Annotated in this window: 19 protein-coding genes; 3 read left to right on the top strand and 16 right to left on the bottom strand. The window is 58.6% G+C overall.

Annotated elements, in window-relative coordinates; translation table 11 throughout:
* Positions 1-128: 128 nt before the first annotated feature.
* Positions 129-2453, bottom strand: a complete 2325-nt coding sequence (pbpC, locus tag AC007G_RS24170) for a peptidoglycan glycosyltransferase PbpC (RefSeq protein ID WP_099001639.1) — start codon at positions 2451-2453, stop codon at positions 129-131.
* Positions 2454-7403, bottom strand: coding sequence for an alpha-2-macroglobulin family protein (locus AC007G_RS24165; RefSeq protein WP_479466693.1), 4950 nt, complete (start codon positions 7401-7403; stop codon positions 2454-2456).
* Between the two features lie 211 nt (positions 7404-7614).
* On the opposite strand from AC007G_RS24165, the gene sseA reads away from it, so the two are divergent.
* On the top strand, positions 7615-8463 hold the full coding sequence (sseA, locus tag AC007G_RS24160) for a 3-mercaptopyruvate sulfurtransferase (RefSeq protein WP_032695554.1): 849 nt from the start codon (positions 7615-7617) through the stop codon (positions 8461-8463).
* Positions 8464-8495: 32 nt separating this feature from the next.
* Here sseA and sseB read toward each other — a convergent pair whose 3' ends face one another.
* From sseB to trmJ, 11 genes are all read right to left on the bottom strand, one after another.
* Positions 8496-9272: an enhanced serine sensitivity protein SseB gene (sseB, locus tag AC007G_RS24155; RefSeq protein WP_032686493.1), complete on the bottom strand. Its 777-nt coding sequence runs from the start codon at positions 9270-9272 to the stop codon at positions 8496-8498.
* Between the two features lie 85 nt (positions 9273-9357).
* Positions 9358-10644, bottom strand: coding sequence for an aminopeptidase PepB (pepB, locus tag AC007G_RS24150; protein WP_064385304.1), 1287 nt, complete (start codon positions 10642-10644; stop codon positions 9358-9360).
* 179 nt (positions 10645-10823) lie between these two features.
* Positions 10824-11024 (bottom strand): Fe-S cluster assembly protein IscX, encoded by a 201-nt coding sequence (gene iscX / locus AC007G_RS24145; RefSeq protein ID WP_004866369.1) that lies wholly within the window; start codon positions 11022-11024, stop codon positions 10824-10826.
* 1 nt (position 11025) lies between these two features.
* Positions 11026-11361: an ISC system 2Fe-2S type ferredoxin gene (fdx, locus tag AC007G_RS24140; RefSeq protein WP_004866372.1), complete on the bottom strand. Its 336-nt coding sequence runs from the start codon at positions 11359-11361 to the stop codon at positions 11026-11028.
* A gap of 1 nt (position 11362) precedes the next feature.
* Positions 11363-13213 carry a Fe-S protein assembly chaperone HscA gene (gene hscA / locus AC007G_RS24135; RefSeq protein WP_142630889.1) on the bottom strand — a complete coding sequence of 617 codons (1851 nt, stop codon included), beginning with the start codon at positions 13211-13213 and terminating at the stop codon, positions 11363-11365.
* Positions 13214-13228: 15 nt separating this feature from the next.
* The gene (gene hscB, locus AC007G_RS24130) at positions 13229-13744 is read right to left on the bottom strand and encodes a co-chaperone HscB (RefSeq protein ID WP_032686491.1); all 516 of its coding nucleotides are present in this window, start codon (positions 13742-13744) and stop codon (positions 13229-13231) included.
* A 193-nt stretch (positions 13745-13937) separates the two neighbouring features.
* Positions 13938-14261 (bottom strand): iron-sulfur cluster assembly protein IscA, encoded by a 324-nt coding sequence (gene iscA / locus AC007G_RS24125; RefSeq protein WP_004866380.1) that lies wholly within the window; start codon positions 14259-14261, stop codon positions 13938-13940.
* 15 nt (positions 14262-14276) lie between these two features.
* Positions 14277-14663, bottom strand: a complete 387-nt coding sequence (iscU, locus tag AC007G_RS24120; protein ID WP_004866383.1) for a Fe-S cluster assembly scaffold IscU — start codon at positions 14661-14663, stop codon at positions 14277-14279.
* Between the two features lie 26 nt (positions 14664-14689).
* On the bottom strand, positions 14690-15904 hold the full coding sequence (iscS, locus tag AC007G_RS24115) for a cysteine desulfurase (RefSeq protein WP_032686490.1): 1215 nt from the start codon (positions 15902-15904) through the stop codon (positions 14690-14692).
* 177 nt (positions 15905-16081) lie between these two features.
* Positions 16082-16573, bottom strand: a complete 492-nt coding sequence (iscR, locus tag AC007G_RS24110; protein ID WP_004866388.1) for a Fe-S cluster assembly transcriptional regulator IscR — start codon at positions 16571-16573, stop codon at positions 16082-16084.
* A 235-nt stretch (positions 16574-16808) separates the two neighbouring features.
* Positions 16809-17543 carry a tRNA (cytosine(32)/uridine(32)-2'-O)-methyltransferase TrmJ gene (trmJ, locus tag AC007G_RS24105; protein WP_032686489.1) on the bottom strand — a complete coding sequence of 245 codons (735 nt, stop codon included), beginning with the start codon at positions 17541-17543 and terminating at the stop codon, positions 16809-16811.
* A gap of 120 nt (positions 17544-17663) precedes the next feature.
* Between trmJ and suhB the strand changes: the two genes are divergently transcribed.
* On the top strand, positions 17664-18467 hold the full coding sequence (gene suhB, locus AC007G_RS24100; protein ID WP_004866394.1) for an inositol-1-monophosphatase: 804 nt from the start codon (positions 17664-17666) through the stop codon (positions 18465-18467).
* 39 nt (positions 18468-18506) lie between these two features.
* Here the strand turns inward: suhB and AC007G_RS24095 are convergent, their stop codons facing one another.
* Both AC007G_RS24095 and AC007G_RS24090 read right to left on the bottom strand, forming a co-directional pair.
* Positions 18507-19487: a nickel/cobalt transporter gene (locus AC007G_RS24095; protein ID WP_142630888.1), complete on the bottom strand. Its 981-nt coding sequence runs from the start codon at positions 19485-19487 to the stop codon at positions 18507-18509.
* Entirely contained in the window at positions 19478-20116 is a 639-nt protein-coding gene (locus AC007G_RS24090; RefSeq protein ID WP_032686487.1) for a DUF1007 family protein, read from the bottom strand. Before AC007G_RS24090 ends, AC007G_RS24095 begins: the two co-directional genes overlap by 10 nt.
* Positions 20117-20240: 124 nt before the next feature.
* Between AC007G_RS24090 and csiE the strand changes: the two genes are divergently transcribed.
* Positions 20241-21518, top strand: a complete 1278-nt coding sequence (csiE, locus tag AC007G_RS24085; RefSeq protein WP_032695557.1) for a stationary phase inducible protein CsiE — start codon at positions 20241-20243, stop codon at positions 21516-21518.
* Here csiE and AC007G_RS24080 read toward each other — a convergent pair.
* A complete protein-coding gene (locus AC007G_RS24080; protein WP_032699023.1) occupies positions 21515-22648 on the bottom strand; it encodes a 3-phenylpropionate MFS transporter in 1134 nt (377 codons plus the stop codon). The two genes, csiE and AC007G_RS24080, sit on opposite strands and share 4 nt — an antisense overlap.
* Positions 22649-22665: the final 17 nt, after the last annotated feature.

The raw sequence follows: 22665 nt of genomic DNA, 5'->3' as shown, positions 1-22665 counted from the left end.
ATACGATCGTATGGCCTGGCGCGCATTATAATGAGCAACACCGACGCTGCCTATGGATGAAGGTAACATTTTGTTAAAATAAGACGAATTTTAGCAACACATAAAACAGGGGAATTGGGCATCTGCCGCTATTGCAGCGTAAAATTCGCCGTCACCACCTGGCCACTCTCGTCCATGACCACCAGTTGATAACGATCGGGTTGCGCCAGCGGAAGCGTCGCACTGGCGCCGGCGGCGGTCTGGGGTTCACCATTAATAAACCACCAACGCCGCCCTTCGCCACCGGTTGTCTGCAACGCCAGCATGACCCGCGTCGTTCCCGGTAAACGTTTAATCACCGCCCCCTCGCGCACGCCCGACAGCACCAGCGGCGCCACGTCCGTCGCCTGCGGCGGCGGGCAGTCCGGTGAAACCGCGCCTGAGCGGGCAGCCCGCCGCTCCGCAGGAGGCAGCCAGGGCTCCAGCGGCAGCGGCCAGACATCGACGACCTTCCGCACCGCGCCAGGGCAATCCGCCGCCACCCGCCGTCCCTGTTCATCTAACCAGACAGGGAAGCGAATACCGCGCCCCTCTTCCTGGCCCGGTAACAGCAGCGTCGGCGGCTGGCTGTCATCCAGCAGCCATGTCGCCAGTCGACGTCGACAGTTGCTATCGCCTGGCGCCAGGCTCTGCCCGCCTGGCCAGCAGATCGTTGCCGCGCTGACCGTCTGCGGACGCGGGTCGGTGGGCAGGCCGCCGCGCCCCATAGCCGGTCGCGCCAGCAGCATATTATTGACCTGATTCAGCAGAGGCACCGCGCTGGCGAAACCAAACTGCCCCACCACCGGGGTGCCATCCGGCCGCCCGGTCCAGATCCCGATCAGGTAGCGGGCATTGACGCCAACGGCCCAGGCATCGCGATAGCCGTAGCTGGTCCCGGTTTTCCACGCCAGCGGAACCACCTGCACCAACGAAGCGTCCGGCACCGGCTGGGCTTCGCCAGCCAGAATTCGCCGGATTATCCATGCCGCGCCCGGCGACAACAGCGGTCTTTCCACCAGCGGGTCGTCCGGCGTCATCCGCAATCGCGCGACCTTGCCATGGCGGGCGAAGGCGCTATATCCGGCCACGATATCTTCCAGTTTTGTTCCCGTCCCGCCGAGGATCAGCGACAGGTTGGGTTCCGCACCGGCCGGTAATGTCAGCGGCAAACCGGCATTGCGTAGGGTGGCGGCGAAGCGCTTCGGCCCGTAGGCTTCAAGCACCTGAACCGCCGGAAGGTTCAGCGAGCGCACCAGCGCTTCGCTGGCGCTGACCGGCCCATGAAAACCGCTATCAAAATTTCCGGGACGGTAATCGCTAAAGCGGCGCGGCACATCCTGTAATAAAGATGCCGGATGAATCAGCCCGTCATCCAGCGCCATACCGTACACAAACGGTTTTAAGACCGAACCCGGCGAACGCAGCGCCGAGACCATATCGATATGCCCGAAGCGGCTATCGTCGGAAATATCCGCCGAACCGACCCAGCCCCGCACTTTCATATTGGTGTGGTCGACGACCACCATCGCCAGCGAACTGCGCGGCGGCAGGCGCGCCTTCCAGTTGAGCGCCAGATCTTCCAGCTGACGCTGGAGCCCGGCATCCAGCGTCGTCACTACTTTCTCTTTACGGCTGCTCGCCAGTAGCCGACGGGAAAACAGCGGGGCCAGCTGCGGCATCTGTCGTGGAAACAGCCATACCGGTTCTTCAATCGCCTCTTGTACCGCCTTATCGGACCAGACGCCCTGACTGCGCATTCGCGCCAGGACTTTATCGCGCGCGGCCTGAGCCCGCAGCGGCCAACGGTCCGGACGTAAACGACTCGGCGCCTGCGGCAGCACCGCCAGCAGGGCCGCTTCGCCATAGCTCAGCTGCGCAGGGGGTTTACCGAGATAGGCCCAGCTGGCAGCGCCAATCCCCTGCAGCGTCCCGCCAAAGGGGGCGCGGTTAAGATACAGCGTCAGGATCTCGCTTTTTGATAAATGCCATTCCAGCTGCAGCGCGCGCCAGAGCTGACGCAGCTTGCCGCCGAAGGTACGGGGATGGGGATCGAGCAGCCTCGCGACCTGCATGGTCAACGTGCTGCCACCGGAGACGACTCGCCCGGCGGTCAGGTCTTGCCAGGCCGCGCGAATAACCGCAAACGGGTTCACGCCCGGATGCCGCCAGAACCAGCGATCTTCATACTGGATCAGCGCCTGCAGATAGCGCGGTGACACATCATCGAGAGCGACCGGATAGCGCCAGACCCCCTGCTTATCCGCAAAGCGCCACAGCGGCGTGCCATCTTCCGCTACCACCACCCGGGCCGGCGCCACTTCATGCAGCGGTAACGGCCACAGACGATCGGCCGCCAACACCGCCAGCCATAGCATAACGACCAACGCCGCCAGCCAGCGCCAGCGGCGTTTTACCTGTCGCAGCGGCCGCATTTACGGGGTAACAGTCAGCGGGCCGCTGGCCGTGCCGGTCGCCCGCCACTGCGGAATATACATCGACTCTACCTGCGGCTGCGGAACCTGATATGTTCCCGGCGTGACCGCGCGCGCCAGATACACCAGCGTCACCGGCTGCCCTTCGTTAATCGCCACGGCGGCGACGAAGCGATCGTCGCGGAACTCGATGTGCTGAATATCCGCCTGCTGCATCTGGTTAAGCAGGTTCTGTACCGCGTCGCCGTTCTCCTGCAGGCTGGCGCTGCTGTTCGCCAGGTTCTGGTTTTCCAGCTCGAGCCCCGCCGGTAGCAGGTCCACCACCAGCGCATCCGGAACGTTGCGTTTGGCGGTGACTTCCAGCTTCACCAGCACCAGCTCGCCGCTACGCAGCGAGGTCAGGGACTTCTGCTGACCGCGGGTATCAAAGATTTGGCGTTCAATGCCCAGTACGTTTCCCGTGGCCTGCGGCGCAGTGAGCGGGTATCCGCTGCTATCGAGACGCAACCAGAGCGGGCGATCGCCGGTGTTGCTGACCTGCAGGGTCGCCAGCTGTTCAGCGCTCAGAGTGCGGGTCTGCGCTTTATCCGCCGAGAGCGGCTGCGCCTGTAGCGACGTTTGCGCCTGCCAGCTGCCGGGTAAGTCCTGTAATGTCCGGCCGGCCAGGAACAGCGCATTGGTCTCCTGGGTTGATAGCCAGCGCTGACCGTAGGCCTCTTCCGCAAGGTTGCTCAGTAAGGTGTTCTGCGCATCCGGCAGCAGTTGATTCTCCTCCAGCAGGGCCAGCTTCAGCGCATCATCGCGCAGCGCGCTGCCATAATCACCCAGCCAGCGGTCCGTATCCTGACGCGGCGTACTCATCGCCAGCGTCAACGCCTGCTCGGCGCGCGGCGCATCGCCCATCGCTTTGAGGGCGATCCCCAGCTGCAGCAGAGGCAGGCCAGAACGCGCCTGCTCATGACGGCTCCAGATTTCGCGGAGGGCGCCAAGGGGCGCTTTTTGCTGGCGGGCCAGCACCAGGGCGGCATAGGCCTGCGCGGCGAAACGGCTGGCCGCCGCGTCATCGCTGTAACGAACGGTCATCAGTCCCGGTTCCTGCAGATAGCGCAGCAGACGCTGGTTACCGTTATTCATCGCCTGAGCCGGTACGCTATAGCCCTGCTCACCTGCTCTCACGAGGAAATCCATAGCATAGGCGGTCAGCCAGTACTCTTCCGGCCCCTCTTTGTCCCACAGGGCAAATCCGCCATCGTCACGCTGCATATGCAGCAGTCGGGAAATACCGATGTCCACCGCCGCACGGCGTTTTTCATCGCTGTCGCCGGCGATGCCCAATGCTTTGAGCTGAGCGGCGTTGGTGTAAAGCGACGGGAACAGACCGCTGGCGGTCTGTTCCAGGCAGCCATACGGATAGGCTTTCAGGTCGCGAATATAGCGGGCGAGATTCAACGGCGGCTTACCGCTGAACACCAGTTGCCCCTGCAGCGTCGCCGGTGAGAAGCCCTGCGTCTGCCCGGCTGGCGCCTGCCAGCGTTCCCCCGGTTGCAGCACCGCGCCGCTATTCACGGTTTGCGCCGGGTAGGCCGGACGCACGCCAATTTTCCACTGTTTCTGCATCGGGGTGAAGGTCTCACCCGGCAGAGCCACGCCGGTAATCGTGGCGTTCACCTGACCATCGCCAAAACCATCGCGGGCGCTCACCGGGACAAACAGCGTACTGCGCGCGCCGGGCGCCAGCTGTAGCGGAGGAATGGCCGCGCCATCGAGCTGCAGCAAACCGCTGGCGCTCAGCGCCACGTTCAGCGTTTGCGGCCTGTCGGTGAGATTACGCAGATCCAGCGCCAGCCGGGTTGCATCGCCGCTGGCAAGGAAGCACGGCGTATTCAGCTCGGCAATCACCGGCGCGGCCACCACCACTTTCTCGTCGCTGCTGCCAAAATCATCGGCGGTCCACGCCTGCGCCATCACCCTCAGCTCGCCGTTGAAATCGCCAATCGGCAGCGTTACAACCCCTTCACCACGCTCATCCAGGACCACCGGCTGCGCCTGTTGGGCAATAATCGTGACGTGGTTAACCGGCGGTTTACCGCCGCGTTTGAGTTCATCGCCGTCGCCGCCGAAACGCAGGCTGGCGAGACGCCCCTGCCCTTCAATCACCTGACCGTAGATATCATAAATATCCGCGCCGTAACGCTTCTGACCAAAGAAAGCCTTCCACGGATCCGGAGTGGCGTAATCGGTAATATTCAGCACGCCGCTGTCCACGGCGGAGAGCAGCACATTGACCTGTTTTAGTACTTCCCCCTGCGCCACGCTGGCTTTGATTTTCACCGTCAGCGGCTGATTCGGACGTATTTTTTCTGGTGCATCCAGCGCAAGCGTCAGGCGACGGTTTTCATCGCCCAGCGGCAGGTGCAGCAGACCCACCGCCCGTTTCGGCGTCGCCGAGCGAGATTTATCTCCGGGGCGAATCACCAGGGTGCTGAGGTAGAGATCGTGACGGTTCCAGGCTTTATCGACCGGAATCGATAGCGCCATGCCCTCCGCCGGGACGTCAATTTCCTGCCACCACAGCGGCCCTTCGCTGGATTCGACCATCGCATAGCCTTTCCCCGCCGCAGGCGCCGCGATGTGCAGTTTGATAGTGTCGCCCGGTTTATAGGCCGCTTTGTCCAGTTTCATGGTGACCCGATCCGGACGCGCAGCCCCTGTGCCATCGCTGTTATCCTGCCAGCTGTAGCCCGCCCAGAAACGCACGCTGCTGATGACGTCATCGGGGCCTTTCACTTCCAGGCGGTAGGACCCCCACTCCACCGGGAAACTCACTTTCGCCGTTTGCCCGGCCTGCAGATCGAGAGATTGTTCGCCTTCCTGCAGATCTTTTTGATCGAACTGCGACTGCCAGCCTTCGCTGTCAGACCAGTTCCAGTAGTAGTCGCGGCGCTCGCGAATCAGCCGCACCTGTAGCCCAGAGATCGCTTTTTTCTCGCCTTTGGCATCGGCATAGACAATCTCAAACGCCGCGCTGCTGTTTTCTTCTACCACCGGCTGTTTCACCGTACTGTCGGTGCGGTAGTCGTAGACCTCTTTAAGGGCAAATTCAGGGCGGATCCCCGGCAGCGTATCGGCCGGCCAGATCGGCTGCTGTACGGTACGGGTAACCGGGCGGCCACCTGACTCCAGCAGGCTGGCCTGTAAAACCACCTGCAGCGGCGAATGGCTATCCTGCCACTGGCTGGCGGTAGTCACGTCGGCATGGCCTTTTTCATCCAGCGTCGTCTGGACTTCATCCAGGCTGCGGGAGAGGTTTTCTTCGGCAATATCACCAAACTGGAAGCCCGGCAGCGCCGCAACCGCATCGCGCAGCGGGCGCAGGAACAGTTTCCCCTGCAGCTGATTGCCGCTGGCCGGGGCGCCATACAGATAGGCGCCGGCAACGTTAAAGTGCACATCGGCATCCATGGCCAGCGGTCGATTTTGCGGCGTCAGATTCAGCGCCATACGCTCAGGCATAAAATCTTCAACGTGGAAATCCCACTCGCGCGGCTGATTGTCGCCGGTGCTGGCGCGGATATGCCACATACCGGTCGCCGCCCCACTATCAAGCGGCCAGGTAAACTGATACAGACCGTTGAGCGGTTTGCTGACCAGCGAGCGGATCACCTGACCATCCGGCTGCACCACCTCGAACTTCACCGGCTGCTCGGCCAGCGGTTTGCCGTCGCCGTCACGGAGCAGCGCGTTAAGGATCACCGTTTCTCCCGGACGATAAAGATCGCGCGGACCAAACATAAAGAGCTGCTTGCTGAATCCCGGAGCGCCGGCAATCGAGAACTCGGCCAAATCCAGTGCGGGAAGTTTGAGATCCAGCAGGGTGGTCTGCCCGTCTTTTCGCGCCAGCAGCAGCGCCGCGTCTTTATCATCGTTTTGCAGGGTAACATGCCCCTGGGCGTCGCTTTTCGCCTCGGCGAGGGTTTGCCCTTTCGTATTCAGCAACTGCACATCGATACCCGATTGCGCCGCACCGTCTTCGAGGCTCTGGGTAAAGACATACAGCCGGTTGTGATAACGGTGCGCCGACACGCCGATATCGCTCAGCGTAAACAGCGTTGCGGCGTTGCTATAGCTGTAGCGTCCCGCCGGATTCATCACCGCTACGTAAACACCCGGCTGCTGCAACGGCTTAATATCCGCCAGCGGCAGCAGCAGTTTCTCCCGCGTGTTGCGCGCCGGATTGAGATCGAAACGCCCGGTATAGACCAGATCGGCCATTTTCAACAGCTCGTCAGACTCCCAGTTACTCAATGAGTTACGGTATTCCCATTGGCTGACGAAAGCGGACAGCGACTCCGGCTTGATACGGAAAAAGTTTACGTCGACGTTATCGACGTTCAGCGCCATCACCGGCAGCCCGGCGACCACTTTGCCCGGCAGCAGCGAACCGCGGCTGGCGAAGCCAATACTCGGGGCAATGTCGCGGGTCGCGATGGTTTTTTCAAAATGGGTGTCAAAGGTGGCGGCGTTCAGCGCGCTCAGCGTCGGGTCAACGGAGACAATCAGTTCGCGTTTCGGCTCAAGATGGCGCAAGCGTAGCTCTTTCAGATTCGGCGCCAGTTCCCATGCGCCGTCAACCTTGCCGCTTTTTTTGTCGACAAGATGCACGCTGCGGGAGAAATCCTGATCGGGATTAAGCGGCACAGAGAAGATGAGCACCATCGCCGCCGCGCCGTCCAGCTGGATTTCCGAGGCATCAAGCAGCGTCAGCGCCTTACCTTTGCTTTTTTCCGCCAGCGCCGCCAGTTGGGCGCTATCGAGCTTTGCCCCGCCTTTGTCTGCAGAGGAAGAGGCGGCCGGTGCGACAGCCTGCGGTTTACCGCTGTCATCACAGGCGGTCAGCGATAGTGCAGTCAGTAGCGCCAGAGACAATGCCGCTAAACGAAATGGTTTCATCCTTTAACCCCTCGGCCGAAAGACCGGATACCAACAGTGAACACAGTATTATGCGCCAACGACGGAATTACCAATAGCCACCATAATAGAATCTGGCTAAGCCTATTTTAAGGAACGTCGCGGCGTCGCAACTCCGGTGCTCTGAGCTTGTCAGCCGTCGGGAAAACGTCGACAATTCATTGAATGATGGATAATAAAACGGAGGCCCCCCATGTCCACCTCGTTTTTTGTCGCCGCCGACTGGCTGGCGGAACATATTGATGACCCGGAAATTCAGATTATCGATGCGCGAATGGCGCCGGCAGGTCAGGAAGCCCTGCGTGATATGGATGCGGAGTATCGCGCGGGTCATATTCCCAACGCCGTATTTTTCGATATCGAAGCCCTGTCGGATCACACCAGCCCGCTGCCGCATATGATGCCGCGCGCGGAGGCTTTTGCCGTGGCGATGCGCGAACTGGGGGTCAGCAGCGATAAACATCTGGTGGTTTACGATGAAGGCAATCTCTTCTCAGCCCCGCGCGCCTGGTGGATGCTGCGCACATTTGGCGTCGAAAATGTCTCGATTCTCGCCGGCGGCCTGGCCGGCTGGCAGCGCGATGAACTGCCGCTTGAGCAGGGAGTTCCCGAGATTCCGGAAGGCGAATTTGACGGACGCTTCGATCCGGAAGTGATCAAACGGCTGACCGATGTGCTGCTGGTTAGCCATGAGGGATCGGCGCAGATCGTCGATGCGCGTCCGGCCGGGCGTTTTAATGGCCTGGTGGATGAGCCTCGTCCGGGGCTGCGTCGTGGCCATATTCCCGGCGCGCTCAACGTACCGTGGACCGATCTGGTGATTAACGGCGAACTGAAAACCGTTGATGAGCTGAATGAGATTTTCATTCGCCAGGGCGTGGATTTCGAGCGACCGATTATCGCCAGCTGCGGCTCCGGCGTCACGGCGGCGGTGGTGGTGCTGGCGCTGACGACGCTGGGCGTCAACGGCGTCTGCCTGTATGACGGCTCGTGGAGCGAATGGGGCGCACGTAGCGACCTGCCGATCGAACCGGCGCAATAAGAACAACAGCGGGGGCCTCGGCCCCCGCGGCTTTAGATAATGCGGTTCTGTTTGAAATCGCGCAGGAAACTGCCCCAGCGCTTTTCATAGAATGGCGTGATATGGGCCATCATAAAATGACTGATCCCCTTTTCACCTTCAACCACCTGACAGATATCAATCGGCTCATCACCCGGTAACGTATCGGTCGCCACGCTGCCTGCCGCCTGGATCACCTCTTCGATATCGCCTTCTGCTTCAATCCCGATCAGCAGGTTTGCCGGCGCATCAGCGCTATCTTTAATTGAGCACAGAAACGCCCGTCTGACGGTCTTCATCGTTTTAAACAGCGTCGTCAGCGAATCAATCATCTGCGCCGGTGGCTCGGCGACTTCAGACAACAACAAAGATTCGCCGCCTTCGAGCACGGTTTGGGTGCTGAGCGGGCTGCCCTCTTCCCCCAGCAGATGGCGGATCTCATTGGGCATAAACTCTTTACCGGTTGCCAGCTTCGCATTGAGGAACAGCGTTTCGCCGAGCGTCATCGCAAACAGCGTCCGGGCCGGCATCACCACAAACGATTGTTCATCTTCCACCGCCTGCTGCAGCGCTTCCAGAGAAGTGAAAAACGGTATCACCGAGGCGCCATCGTCTTTCTCCCAGTGCTGCAGATCGACGGCGCTCTCTTCGACAATCTGTTCGCCTTCCGCCGCCGCCCCCGGAACCCACACGGTGGATTCCAGCAGCGTACGGAAAAATGCGGGGCGGTGGCCCGGCTCGGTCGCCGCCTTTTCCAGCAGAGTTTCTAATTCATTTTTAGTTTCGGACATAGTTTGGCTACTTCACAATTGCCCGCTTGCGCGGGCCTACGGGTTCTGTAGGCCGGGTAAGCGTAGCGCCACCCGGCAAAAAAGATTACTCAGCCGTCAGCAGGTTCGCTATGGTACGTACGCCGAGGCCGGTGGCGCCGGCAGACCACTGCTCAACCGCCGCTTTGCGGTAGGTCGCCGAGCAGTCGATGTGCAGCCAGCCCTGATGATAATTTTCAACGAAATGCGACAGGAAACCGGCTGCGGTGCTGGCGCCAGCCGGATAGGCTGCGCTGCCGGTGTTGTTCAGCTCGGCGAAGTTAGACGGCAATTGACCACGGTGGAACTCGGCCAGCGGCAGGCGCCAGAAGGCTTCATTTTCCGCCTGCGCGCTCGCCAGCAGACGGTTAGCCAGCGGGTCATCAAAGCTGAACAGCGCGTGGTAGTCATTACCGAGCGCGGTTTTCGCCGCCCCGGTCAGGGTCGCGGCATCGATGATCAGCTCAGGTTTCTGCGCCGAGGCATCAATCAGACCATCCGCCAGCACCAGACGGCCTTCAGCGTCGGTGTTCATGATTTCCACGGTCTTGCCATTGCGGTAGCGAATGATGTCGCCCAGTTTAAAGGCGTTACCGCTGATCAGGTTGTCTGCACAGCACAGATACAGCTTCACGCGTTTGTTCAGGCCGCGGGTAATCGCGAACGCCAGCGCGCCGGTAACCGTTGCCGCGCCGCCCATATCGGACTTCATCGAATCCATAAACGCGCTTTGTTTGATGCTGTAGCCGCCGGAATCGAAAGTGATCCCTTTGCCGACCAGGCAGGCATACACCGGGGCTTCTTTATCACCGGTTGGGTTGTAATCCAGCGCCAGCAGTACCGGCGGACGCTCGGAGCCGCGGCCAACGGTATGCAGGCCAAGGTAGCCCTGCTCGCGCAGGTCTTCACCTTTCGTGATACGGTAAGTCACGTTGTCGCAGGCGACGCTGCACAGCAGATCGACGGCGCGCTGAGCCAGCTGTTCCGGACCGAGCTCTTCCGCCGGCGCGTTAATGGTATCCCGCACCCAGTCAATAATCGTCAGGCGATTGTCCAGCTCGCTTTTCTGCACGTCGTCCAGCGCCGGCCATTCCACCTTGCGGCTGCCTTTCGGCCCTTTGTAGCCGGCCCAGAATGCCCACGCGCGGTCGGTATTCCAGCCTTCGCCGCTCAGCGCAACGTGTTTGATCCCCATCCCGTCGACTTTACGCGCCGCCCGCTGAATCAAACCGAGATCGTCTTTACCGTTCAGATGCAGGGTGATGCCGTCATTATTAATGCTGTAAGCCGCTTTTTCTCCCCAGCGCGCGTCGGCGGGTTGGGTCGTCAGCGTAATCCTCATGGCTTCGGTCATTTTATCTTTATCCTTATTTGGCAAAAGGGCCGCCAAAAGGCAGCCCATATTATTTTTCCGATGTTTCACGCTGCAGGAGAAGGCGGTCAGCCGCTCATTCGCCGGGCCCACAGATGACTGTGCGGCGGGAGTGAGCAAACATGACCCACGCATCTGCAGCGTGAAGCATGTTGCGGAAATTATTCTGCTTCATCTAACCAGACTAGCAGAATCGCCTCCAGAATTTTTTCATTGGATGCGGTCGGATTGTCATCAAAATCTTCCAGCTCGCAAATCCACTGATGCATATCGGTGAAGCGAACGGTTTTCGGGTCGAGATCCGGGAAGGCGTCATACAGCGCTTCGCCAATTTCACGACTATCGGTCCATTTCAGTCCCATATTAATGCTCGCGTGCGTGGTTGATAGTATAACGCGGGATCTCGACGACCAGATCATCGTGGGTCACGCGCGCCTGGCAACTCAGACGGCTGTCGGGCTCCAGCCCCCAGGCCTTATCCAGCATATCATCTTCATCTTCGGTACTTTCGGCCAGCGAGTCAAAACCTTCACGCACGATGCAGTGGCAGGTGGTGCAGGCACAGGATTTTTCGCAGGCGTGTTCAATCTCAATGCCGCTACGCAGAGCAGCATCCAGAATGGTCTCACCGATCTCAGCTTCCACAACTACGCCATCCGGGCACAGGTCCTGATGGGGCAGAAAAACAATCTTTGGCATATTAAACCTCGTCCACGGATTGGCCTTTCAGCGCAGTACGGACCGACTGGTCCATGCGGCGTGCGGCAAATTCCTGGGTTTGTGTGTCTGTATTTTTAATCGCATCTTTAATCGCGTCGGCGTCATCGCCTGCGGCAACCGCACGCAGCTGCGCCGTTGCTGCATCGATAGCCTGACGTTCTGCGGCGCTTAGCAGCGCGGCATCGGCGGCCAGCGCACTTTCCAGGCTCTCAAGAACGCGCGCGGCTTCCACTTTTTGCTCGGCCAGCATACGCGCCTTGATATCCTGTTCGGCGTGACTCATCGAATCTTTAATCATGGTGGCGATTTCGCCGTCGGTCAGACCGTAGGAGGGCTTGACCTGAATGGAGGCTTCGACGCCGGTCGATTTCTCCATCGCGGTCACGCTCAACAGGCCATCGGCGTCCACCTGGAAGGTGACGCGAATGTGCGCCCCGCCCGCCGGTAACGCCGGAATACCACGCAGCGCAAAACGCGCCAGCGAACGGCAGTCCTGCACCAGTTCGCGCTCACCCTGCATGACGTGGATAGACATCGCCGTCTGACCATCTTTAAAGGTGGTGAACTCCTGCGCACGCGCCACCGGAATCGTGGTGTTGCGCGGAATCACTTTCTCCACCAGGCCGCCCATCGTCTCCAGCCCTAAAGAGAGCGGAATAACGTCGAGCAACAGAAGTTCGCTATCGGGTTTGTTGCCCACCAGGATATCGGCCTGAATCGCGGCGCCAATGGCCACCACTTTGTCCGGATCGATAGTGGTCAGCGGCGTGCGGCCAAAGAACTCACCGACGCGCTCACGAACCAGCGGCACGCGGGTTGAACCGCCGACCATGACCACTTCCAGTACCTCTTCCGCCGCCACGCCCGCATCTTTCAGCGCGCGACGGCAGGCTAACAGCGTGCGTTTCACCAGCGGCGCAATCAGCTCGTTAAACTGGTCACGGGTAATATCGCCTTGCCAGCCGCCGACGTTAACGCTGACGGAATCGGCATCGCTGAGGGCAATTTTCGCCGCGATGGCCGCATCCAGGAGTTCACGCTGCAGGCGGTTGTCGCTACGATCGCTCAGCCCGGCCAGTTCACGGAGATAATCCGCCAGCAGATGGTCAAAGTCATCGCCGCCCAGCGCGGAATCCCCGCCGGTGGCCAGCACTTCAAATACGCCGCGGCTTAAGCGCAGCACCGAAATATCAAAGGTGCCGCCGCCGAGATCGTAAACCGCGATCACCCCTTCCTGACCGGAGTCCAGGCCGTAGGCAATGGCCGCAGCGGTCGGTTCGTTCAACAGGCGCAATACGTGCAGACCGGCCAGACGCGCGGCGTCTTTGGTGCCCTGGCGCTGAGCATCGTCAAAATAGGCCGGGACGGTAATCACTACGCCGTCGAGTTCGCCGGACAGCGCTTCCGTTGCCCGGGCGGCCAGCGCTTTCAGGATGTCGGCGGAGACGCGAACCGGGTTGAGCAGACCGCCGGCGGTCTGAATCATCGGCAGACCATTTTCGCTGGCCTGCAGTTGGTAAGGCAGATGGGGATAACGAGTCTGGATATCGGCCAGCGAGCGCCCCATCATCCGTTTCACGGAACTGATGGTATTAACCGGGTCGAGGGCTGCATTGTGTCGGGCATCGTAACCGACGCTCAGGCCAGATTCATGGTAGTTCACCACGGAAGGCAGCAGGTAGCGCCCCTGATGGTCGGGCAGAGTTTCGGCCTGACCGCTACGCACGGTAGCGACCAGAGAATTGGTGGTGCCCAGGTCAATACCCGCCGCCAGACGACGCTGGTGCGGCGCGGCACTCAGACCAGGCTCACTAATTTGTAATAAGGCCATAATTGCTTCCGAAAATTAAAAATCGAGCAGCTTTTCTTCGAGTTGTTCTGCAACGCTCTGAAGTTTATCGAGAAAACGCAGTTTACGCACGGTATCCGCCGCCGCGTCCCACGTCTCGCTATTTAATTGTTCGACAACCTGCTGATGACGAACGTCGTACATCCCCTTCACGCGTTTGATAAATGCCGCCAGACGTTCTTCATCCTGCGATTTTTCAATCTCATCCAGCTCTTCACGCAGCTCCAGCTGTTCCATCAGAAAGGCGGTATCGCGCACGGTGTGCTGTTCGCTGGCTAAGTCATAGCCATGGAGCGAAAGGAGATATTCGGCGCGGGTCAGCGGATGACGGAGCGTTTGCCACGCCTGATTGATCGTTGCGGATTGCTGCACGGAGGCGAGCTGTTCGGCCGCGCTCGCGCTGGCGAACTTGTCGGGATGATACTGGCGCTGCAAATCCTGGTACCGGACAGCCAGCTGTTCTTGCGAAAGGGTATAACTGACCGGTAACCCGAAGAGGGTGAAATAGTCCATAGTAACCTCAGGGTTAACGAGATAAAGCAAACCCCACTCACGATTCACCGCGGTGGGGTCCTCTACCCGTGTACATCGGGCCGCCTCTGCGTGGGCTGTCGTCGCTTACCCGCTGGGCCGACTGCTGTCAGCCTCCGGGATTCACGCGTTTACCGCCCTGATGCGGCCGGAAATACGTCGGATAGTGTCGGGATTATACGTTAAAGCTTTCGCCGCAACCGCACTCATCTTTCACATTCGGGTTGGTGAATTTAAACCCTTCGTTCAGGCCTTCTTTGACGAAGTCCAGCTGAGTGCCGTCGAGGAACTGCAGGCTTTTGCCGTCGATCACTACCTTGACGCCTTTATCTTCAAACACGGTGTCTTCTGCCGCCGGCTCGTCAACAAATTCCAGCACGTAGGCCATACCTGAGCAGCCGGAAGTGCGGACACCTAAGCGCAGACCGAAGCCTTTGCCACGGTTGGCCAGGAAGGAATTAACTCGCGACGCTGCGCTGTCGCTAAGAGTAATCGACATACAATAACCTCTTAATTATTTCGCTTCACGTTTGCTTTTATAATCCGCAATCGCGGCTTTAATCGCGTCTTCCGCCAGGATGGAGCAGTGAATTTTCACCGGCGGCAGTTCCAGCTCATCGGCGATATCGGTGTTCTTGATAGCCTGAGCTTCGTCCAGAGATTTCCCTTTCACCCATTCGGTAACCAGGGAGCTGGAGGCGATAGCAGAACCGCAACCATAGGTCTTGAAGCGCGCGTCTTCAATGATACCTTCATTGTTGACTTTAATCTGCAACTTCATCACGTCGCCGCACGCCGGTGCGCCAACCATGCCGCTGCCGACGCTGTCGTCGCTGTTGTCAAAAGAGCCGACGTTGCGCGGATTCTCGTAATGATCGATAACTTTTTCGCTGTATGCCATGATGAATTCTCCTTATACCCTACCGATTAATGATGTGACCATTCGATGCTGTTCAGATCTACGCCCTGTTTGAACATATCCCACAGCGGAGAAAGGTCGCGCAGACGGCCGATGGATTTACGAACCAGATCAATGGTGTAGTCAATCTCTTCTTCGGTAGTGAAGCGACCTAAAGAGAAACGGATAGAACTGTGTGCCAGTTCGTCAGTCATGCCCAGTGCGCGAAGCACATAGGACGGCTCAAGGCTTGCGGAGGTGCAAGCAGAACCGGAGGAAACGGCCAGGTCTTTCAGCGCCATAATCAGCGACTCGCCTTCAACATAGTTGAAGCTGACGTTGAGAATGTTCGGTGCGCCCTGCTCGAGGTCACCGTTGAGGTAAACCTCTTCCATATCTTTTACGCCGTCCCACAGACGGTTACGCAGACCGCGCAGACGCGCCATCTCGGTTTCCATCTCTTCTTTCGCGATACGGTAAGCTTCACCCATACCGACGATCTGGTGGACTGGCAGAGTACCGGAACGCATGCCGCGCTCGTGACCGCCGCCGTGCATCTGCGCTTCAATGCGGATACGCGGTTTGCGACGAACGTACAGTGCGCCAATACCTTTAGGACCATAAATTTTGTGACCCGAGAAGGACATCAGGTCAACTTTCAGCTGGCTCAGATCGATAGGCAGTTTGCCCACGCTCTGGGTGGCGTCAACGTGGTAGATGATGCCACGCGCGCGGCACAGTTCGCCGATGGTGGCGATATCCTGCACAACGCCGATTTCGTTGTTCACGTGCATGATGGAGACCAGGATGGTGTCGTCACGCATCGCGGCTTCCAGTTCTTTCAGATCGATAATCCCGTTGCGCTGCGGCGCCAGGTAGGTGACTTCGAAACCTTCACGCTCCAGCTGGCGACAGGTATCCAGAACCGCTTTATGCTCGGTTTTGCTGGTGATAATGTGCTTGCCTTTTTTCTGATAAAAGTTGGCAGCACCTTTAATCGCCAGGTTGTCGGATTCCGTTGCACCGGAGGTAAAGACGATTTCACGCGGATCGGCACCGACCAGTTCAGCAATCTGATTACGGGCGATATCTACCGCCTCTTCAGCCTGCCAACCGAAACGGTGTGAACGAGAGGCCGGGTTACCAAAGGTCCCGTCCAGGGTCAGGAACTGCATCATTTTCTCGGCAACACGCGGGTCCACCGGCGTTGTTGCGGAGTAATCGAGGTAAATCGGTAATTTCATTGCTCTTTAACTCCGTACATCACTCAATGCAAGGAACCAGGCAACCGGCTTGATGTACGACCGGGGACACGGGATGTCGCAACATCCCGGCCTGATTCTGAAATCTCTTTTTTATCGTTTTTACTCTGACTATTTCAGCCTGCCGCAGCGGAGCCGCAAGCTGAAACAAGACGAGTATTATGCACGCAGCTTGACGTCAATTGCGTCCTGAGTGCGGGTATTGCGCTGGGATTCATGGCTATGCTGACGACCTGAAACATCGAGGATTTCCTGGTTATTCACCAGTTCACCCAGGGTGATATTGTTCAGGAAGCCGGTCAGACGTTCGCTCAGGTCGCGCCACAGCGCGTGGGTCAGGCATTTATCGCCGCCCTGGCAGCCGCCTTTACCCTGACAGCGGGTCGCGTCAACCGATTCGTCTACTGCGCTGATCACTTCGCCTACGGCGATGCTGCCAGCTTCTTTACCTAACAAATAACCGCCGCCTGGGCCACGAACGCTGGATACCAGACCATTTTTACGCAGGCGGGAAAACAGCTGTTCCAGATAGGACAGCGAGATTCCCTGACGTTCAGAAATATCAGCCAACGGAACCGGGCCCGATTCAGAGTTGAGCGCAACGTCCAGCATCGCGGTCACAGCATAACGCCCTTTAGATGTCAGTCTCATGTCTTACTTAACCTCAAACTCGCCCCTGCCCGGGCTTTTTATTAATATGGGTATTGCATAGCAGGGCCAAGTCTGACATTCCCGAGTAATTTGGTCAACTATTTACTTGACTGTTTTAGTCAGGTATTTAACCATCCGTGCGGTCTGTATTTGCCCGGCGGCGCTACGCTTGCGCGGGCCTGTGGCAATGCAGGCCAGGTAAGCCAGAGCCGCCCCCGTCAAGGGATGCAGGCGCTTACTTCTCTTTCTTTAACTGATCGATAGACGCCAGCATACCACGCAGGATATTCAGCTCCTGGCTTTCCGGACGCGCGCGGGTAAACAGACGGCGCAGTTTGTTCATCACCTGTCCCGGGTGGCTGGCGCGAATAAAACCGGTGGCAAGCAGGGTTTGCTCGAGGTGGCCATAGAAACGTTCTAAATCATCAACCAGCGGATACGGCGTCTCTTCGTGCTCTGCTGCCGGTTCGTCCTGTTCCTGGGTGGCCAGCCACGCCATACGTACTTCGTAGGCGATAACCTGCACCGCCATTGCCAGGTTCAGCGAGCTGTATTCCGGGTTTGCGGCAATAGCCACGTGATAGTGACATTTCTGCAGTTCATCGTTGGTCAGCCCAACGCGTTCGCGGCCAAAGACCAGTGCGACCGGCGCATGCTGCCCTTCCGCCACGCTCTTCAGACCGCACTCGCGCGGGTCAAGCATCGGCCACGGCAGAGTACGTGAACGGGCACTGGTCCCCACCACCAGGCTGCAGCCGGCCAGGGCTTCATCCAGGGTATCAACGATCTGCGCGTTACCAATCACATCACTGGCGCCAGCGGCCAGCGCGATAGCCTGAGAGTCAGGTTTAACCAGCGGGTTAACCAGCCACAGGTTGGTTAATCCCATGGTTTTCATTGCCCGGGCGACGGAGCCCATGTTTCCGGTATGTGATGTTTCTACCAGTACAATTCGAATATTTTGTAGCATTATGGTTCTTCGGCTAAAGATTATTCACGCATGCTATCATAAAACGGAGACATAGGCAGATTTCACTGTTACTATGTGCGCCGTTTTTTCCCGTTCTTTAACATCCAGTGAGAGAGACCGATGCATCCGATGCTGAACATCGCCGTGCGCGCAGCGCGCAAGGCGGGTAATTTAATTGCCAAGCACTACGAAACCCCAGACTCCGTAGAAACGAGCCAGAAAGGCAGCAATGATTTTGTGACCAACGTCGATAAAGCAGCTGAAGCGCTGATTATTGAAACCATTCGCAAATCTTACCCGCAGCACACCATTATCACCGAAGAAAGCGGTGAACACGCAGGTGAAGATCAGGATGTTCAATGGGTTATCGATCCACTGGATGGCACCACCAACTTCGTCAAACGTCTGCCGCACTTCTCTGTTTCCATCGCCGTACGCATCAAAGGCCGTACTGAAGTCGCGGTGGTTTACGATCCAATGCGTAACGAACTGTTCACGGCTACCCGTGGTCAGGGCGCACAGCTGAACGGTTACCGTCTGCGCGGTAGCAACGCTCGCGACCTGGATGGCACGATTCTGGCGACCGGCTTCCCGTTCAAAGCAAAACAGCACGCGACGGCGTACATGAATATTCTCGGTAAGCTGTTTACCGAGTGTGCTGATTTCCGCCGCACCGGTTCTGCTGCTCTGGATCTGGCTTACGTGGCCGCAGGCCGCGTTGACGGTTATTTTGAAATCGCGCTGAAACCATGGGATTTTGCGGCAGGCGAGCTGATTGCTCGTGAAGCAGGCGCACTGGTCTGCGATTTCACCGGCGGCCACAACTACATGCATACCGGCAACATCGTTGCCGGTAATCCGCGTGTCGTTAAAGCTATGCTGGCGAATATGCGTGACGAACTGAGTGAAGCGCTGAAGCGTTAATCATTCTCCCCTCCCCCGGTTCACGGGGGAGGGGATTCTTCAAAATGGTCGTAAGCCCCCACCAACAGGCGCCGCACTGCTCCACATCACCAGCGCCGCAACCAATAAAATCACACCGCCCGCCAATGCCAGCGTCGCCCAACCAACGTGTTGCCACAGCGGTGGCGTCTTATTGCCGCTGAGCTTAACGGCCAGCTGCCGGAAACCATGAACCAGCAGCGCCAGCGCGCTAATGGTCAACGACGTGCCTGCCGCCATCGCCAGCGCCGCCGCCATTCCCCAGTTAAATACGCCAATCACTTTACTAAACAGCAGGACCATAATCGCCCCGGAACAGGGTCGCATCCCCACCGAGAGGATAATGACCAGCCGCGCGCGCCAGTCATCGCCGCCCTGTAGCTGTTCCGGTGCGGGCATATGCTGATGTCCGCATCCGCACTGCGCATGATGAATGTGGTGCGGCGTAAATGCGATAAACGTCGGTCGTCGCAGTACCGAGCGTAGCTTTTTTACCGCCCGCCAGCACAACAGCAGGCCCAGCGCCCCCACCAGCAGATAGCTGCCTTTCTCCAGCCAGAAGCTGCTGAGGTGCAGCTGTCTGGCCGGTAGCTGCAGGAGGGTTAACACCACCACGACCAGCGCAATCGCCACTACGCCCTGCAGGAGCGAGGCCGCCAGGGTCAGCATGATACTGGATTTAAGTTTTGCCGGATGTGTTGCCAGCCAGGTGGTAATCACGATCTTGCCATGCCCAGGCCCCAGGGCGTGCAGCACACCGTAGATAAAACTGAACGCCAGCAGCGATAATCCCGCCGCTGAGGGGTTGTCCGCAACCGCTTTCAGCAGACGGCTGAGCTCAAGATTCAACGCCCGCTGCCAGACGGCGCTTTGCAGTAAAACCTGCGGCCAGGCCTGCCACAGCCAGATCCCCGCCGCGGTTGCCAGCAGCAAAAAAAGCGCCAGCGGCCACATCTGGCGCAGACGCGAAGTGCGTGCGGTGTGAGAGAAAATTACGGACATGTCAGCGTCACCTTCTGCGCAAAGTAGGTTCCCAGCGCCATATCTTCCGGCGGCGCGTCGGCTTTATCGAGAGACTGGGCAAAAGCCGCCATTTTTTCATTCGGTTCCGGCGTGACCACCTTAACCTTGCACGTCGTACTCAAGGCGGCGGGCAACGTGACATCGCTCGCGTTGTCATAGTGCATATCGACATAATAGGTCGGGTCAAATGTCGATAACGTCAGCGTTTGTCCGGCCAGCGGCTGAGGCTTTGCCAGCGGCAGGGTAAACGTCAGCACCGCCTGGTGCCCCTCGCGTTCGAGACCATAGCCATCAGGTCGATTATCAAACTTCACCCGCTGGCCGTTATGCCATAGCTCGCTGAAATAATGCTGGCCGAGCACATTGGCCATCACTTCCGCCGCCAGTTTTTTCCACACCTCATCCCCTGGCTTTGCTTTCCCCGCATCGTAGAGCAAGTCTGCCGAAGTGATTTCATCCATCGTCCAGCGCATTTTAAAACCGGTGAGCAGCCCGTTGTCCGCCACGACTTCCGTTTTCAGGCTAATGAAGCTATGCGGGTGCGCTAGCACACTAAATGATAAAACCATGAAAAATGCCGCACTGGTGCATTGTTTCACTCTCTTCATCCGATCCTCACGTGAAAAATTCTGTGAACTTAGCCAGCAATCCTGACGTAAAGGCGCCGAACTGCCCTGATCTCCATTCATCCATTAGCTATTCTTAGCAAAAACCCTAACTGGAACTCACCAGATGATGACCGTCATTGAACCACCATCTGCGCTTTCCAGTCCACAGCGCCGTAGCCAGGTACTGCTGATGTTTTATCTGCCCGGGCAACCGGTGACGCCAGAACGGCTTAGCCACATCAACCAGGTTGATGAGTCAACGGCCCGGCAGGATATCGCAGAGACCGCACGCGAAATTCAGCGTTACCACCGACTGACCCTTTCGTCACAGGTGGACGGCAGCTACCGGATTGAAGGTGCTGTCATCGATCAACGTCTGTGTCTGCTGCACGGTCTGCGGCGGGCATTACGTCTATGCCCGCATTTTATCGCCCACCATTTTACGCCGGCATTAAAAACGCAGCTTAAACTACAGGGCATTGCGCGGACGCTGTATGACGACACCAACCTGCAGGCGCTGGTCAACCGCTGCTCGCGGATGCTCAACCGGCAGTTTGACTGTCGCGATGTTCATTTCCTGCGTCTGTATCTGCAATATTGCCTGCTGCAGCATCATCTTGGACTCACCCCGGATTTTACCTATGAGCAGCAGCGCTGGACGCAACAAGCGGTGGAGTTCACTCTCGCCCAGGAGATCGTTCGCCACTGGCAACGCCGGGTCGCCAGCACGCCGCACGCGGGCGAACAGCTGTTCCTGACGCTGCTCTTTATGTTGTTGAAAACGCCCGATCCCATCCGCGACGGCCATCACCAGGATCGGCGGCTACACCTGGCAATCGACCGCTTGATTCATCGTTTCCAGGATCTGGCAGGCCGGCCGTTCAGTGATGACCAGGGACTTAGCGATCAGCTTTATATTCATTTGTCGCAGGCGCTCAACCGCAGCGTTTTCGCTATCGGTATTGATAACGCGCTGCCGGAAGAGATTAGCCGTCTCTACCCGCGGCTGATGCGCACGACCCAGGCCGCGCTCAGCGAGTTTGAAGCGACGTACGAGATTACGTTTAATCAGGAAGAGGTGGGACTGATCGCGGTGATTTTTGGCGCATGGCTGATGCAGAAAAGCGATCTGCATGAAAAGCAGGTCGTGCTGCTCACCCATGATAATCCCGTTCTTGAACAGGCGCTTGAACTCCAGCTGCGCGAACTGACGCTGCTGCCGCTGAATATCAAATATCAAAGCGTGCAGGCTTTTGAGAAGGAAGGCGCGCCCAAAGGCGTGGCGCTGGTCGTCACCCCTTACGCCACCGCGTTACCGCTGTTTTCACCGCCGCTGTTTCACACTGAAGAGATGTTCAGCGATCACCAGCGGCAGCATATTTGCAAAATGCTCGAGGATTAGGCAACCGCTTTTGGCCGTAGCACCAGCGCCGGGAGGGCCACCAGCGCCATCACCCAGAAGACCCCCTGGTGCAGGTGCTGATAGAGGAAGCCAGCGAAAACCGTCATGACCGCAATGCTGCCGCCCATCGCCACGGCAGAATAGACCGCCTGCAGGCGTATCACTTCGCTGCCCTGGCGCGCGGAGATATAGCGCATCGCCGCCAGGTGGCAGACCGTAAAGGTGCCGCAGTGCAAAATCTGCGTGACGATAAGCCACGGAAGAGCCGTGGTCGCGCCCATCAGCGTCCAGCGAATCAGACCGCACACTGCCGAAAGCAGCAGCAGCTCCCGGGCACTGAAGCGACTGAATACTTTTTTACTCAGTGCAAAGATAACCACTTCCGCCACCACGCCCAATGACCATAAATAGCCCACGGCAGAGGCAGAGTAACCGGCTTCCTGCCAGTAAATCGCGCTGAAGCCGTAGTAGGCGGCATGCGCCCCCTGAAGCAGACAGACGCAGGCGAGAAAACGCCAGCTTTGCCGTATCAGCGACAGCCAGGCCGCCACCCCCGCCGCTTCCTGATGACGAGACTCCCCTTGCGGCATCACCGAGGGTTTAAGCAGCATCCCCAGCAGCATAGAAGCAACGCCGAGGCTGAGCAGCAGCAGAATCGCCCGATAGTCAAACAGGCTGACCAGCTTACCGGTAAGCGCCGAGCCGATAACAAACGCCACCGACCCCCACAGACGCACGCGCCCGTAGTCCATGGTTATCTGTTTTTGCCAGGTGTTGGCCAACGCATCGGTCAACGGCACCAGCGGAGAGAAAAAGAGGTTGAACCCCACGATCACCACCGCCAGCCAGGCTACGTGGTTCCCGGCCCAAAAGGCCAGGGCAAACAAGAGCACCAGTAACGCGAGGATCCGCAGGGCCGAAATCAGCCGGGAGGGATCGCTGACCCGCGGCGCGATAAGCAGGCTTCCCAGGAAACGGGCCACCAGCCCGGCGCCCAACAGCATGCCGATGGTTTCCGGCGTTAAGCCTGTTCCCGCCAGCCAGACGCTCCAGAAAGGCAAGAAAATACCGTAGCTGAAAAAATAGGTGAAGTAACTAAGCGCCAACCAGCGCGTGGAGTGCAAGACCATGATTCCCTCCCGAATGG

The sequence above is a fragment of the Klebsiella sp. CSG-1 genome, from assembly GCF_056521145.1.
This window is presented reverse-complemented; position numbering and strand designations above follow the sequence as displayed.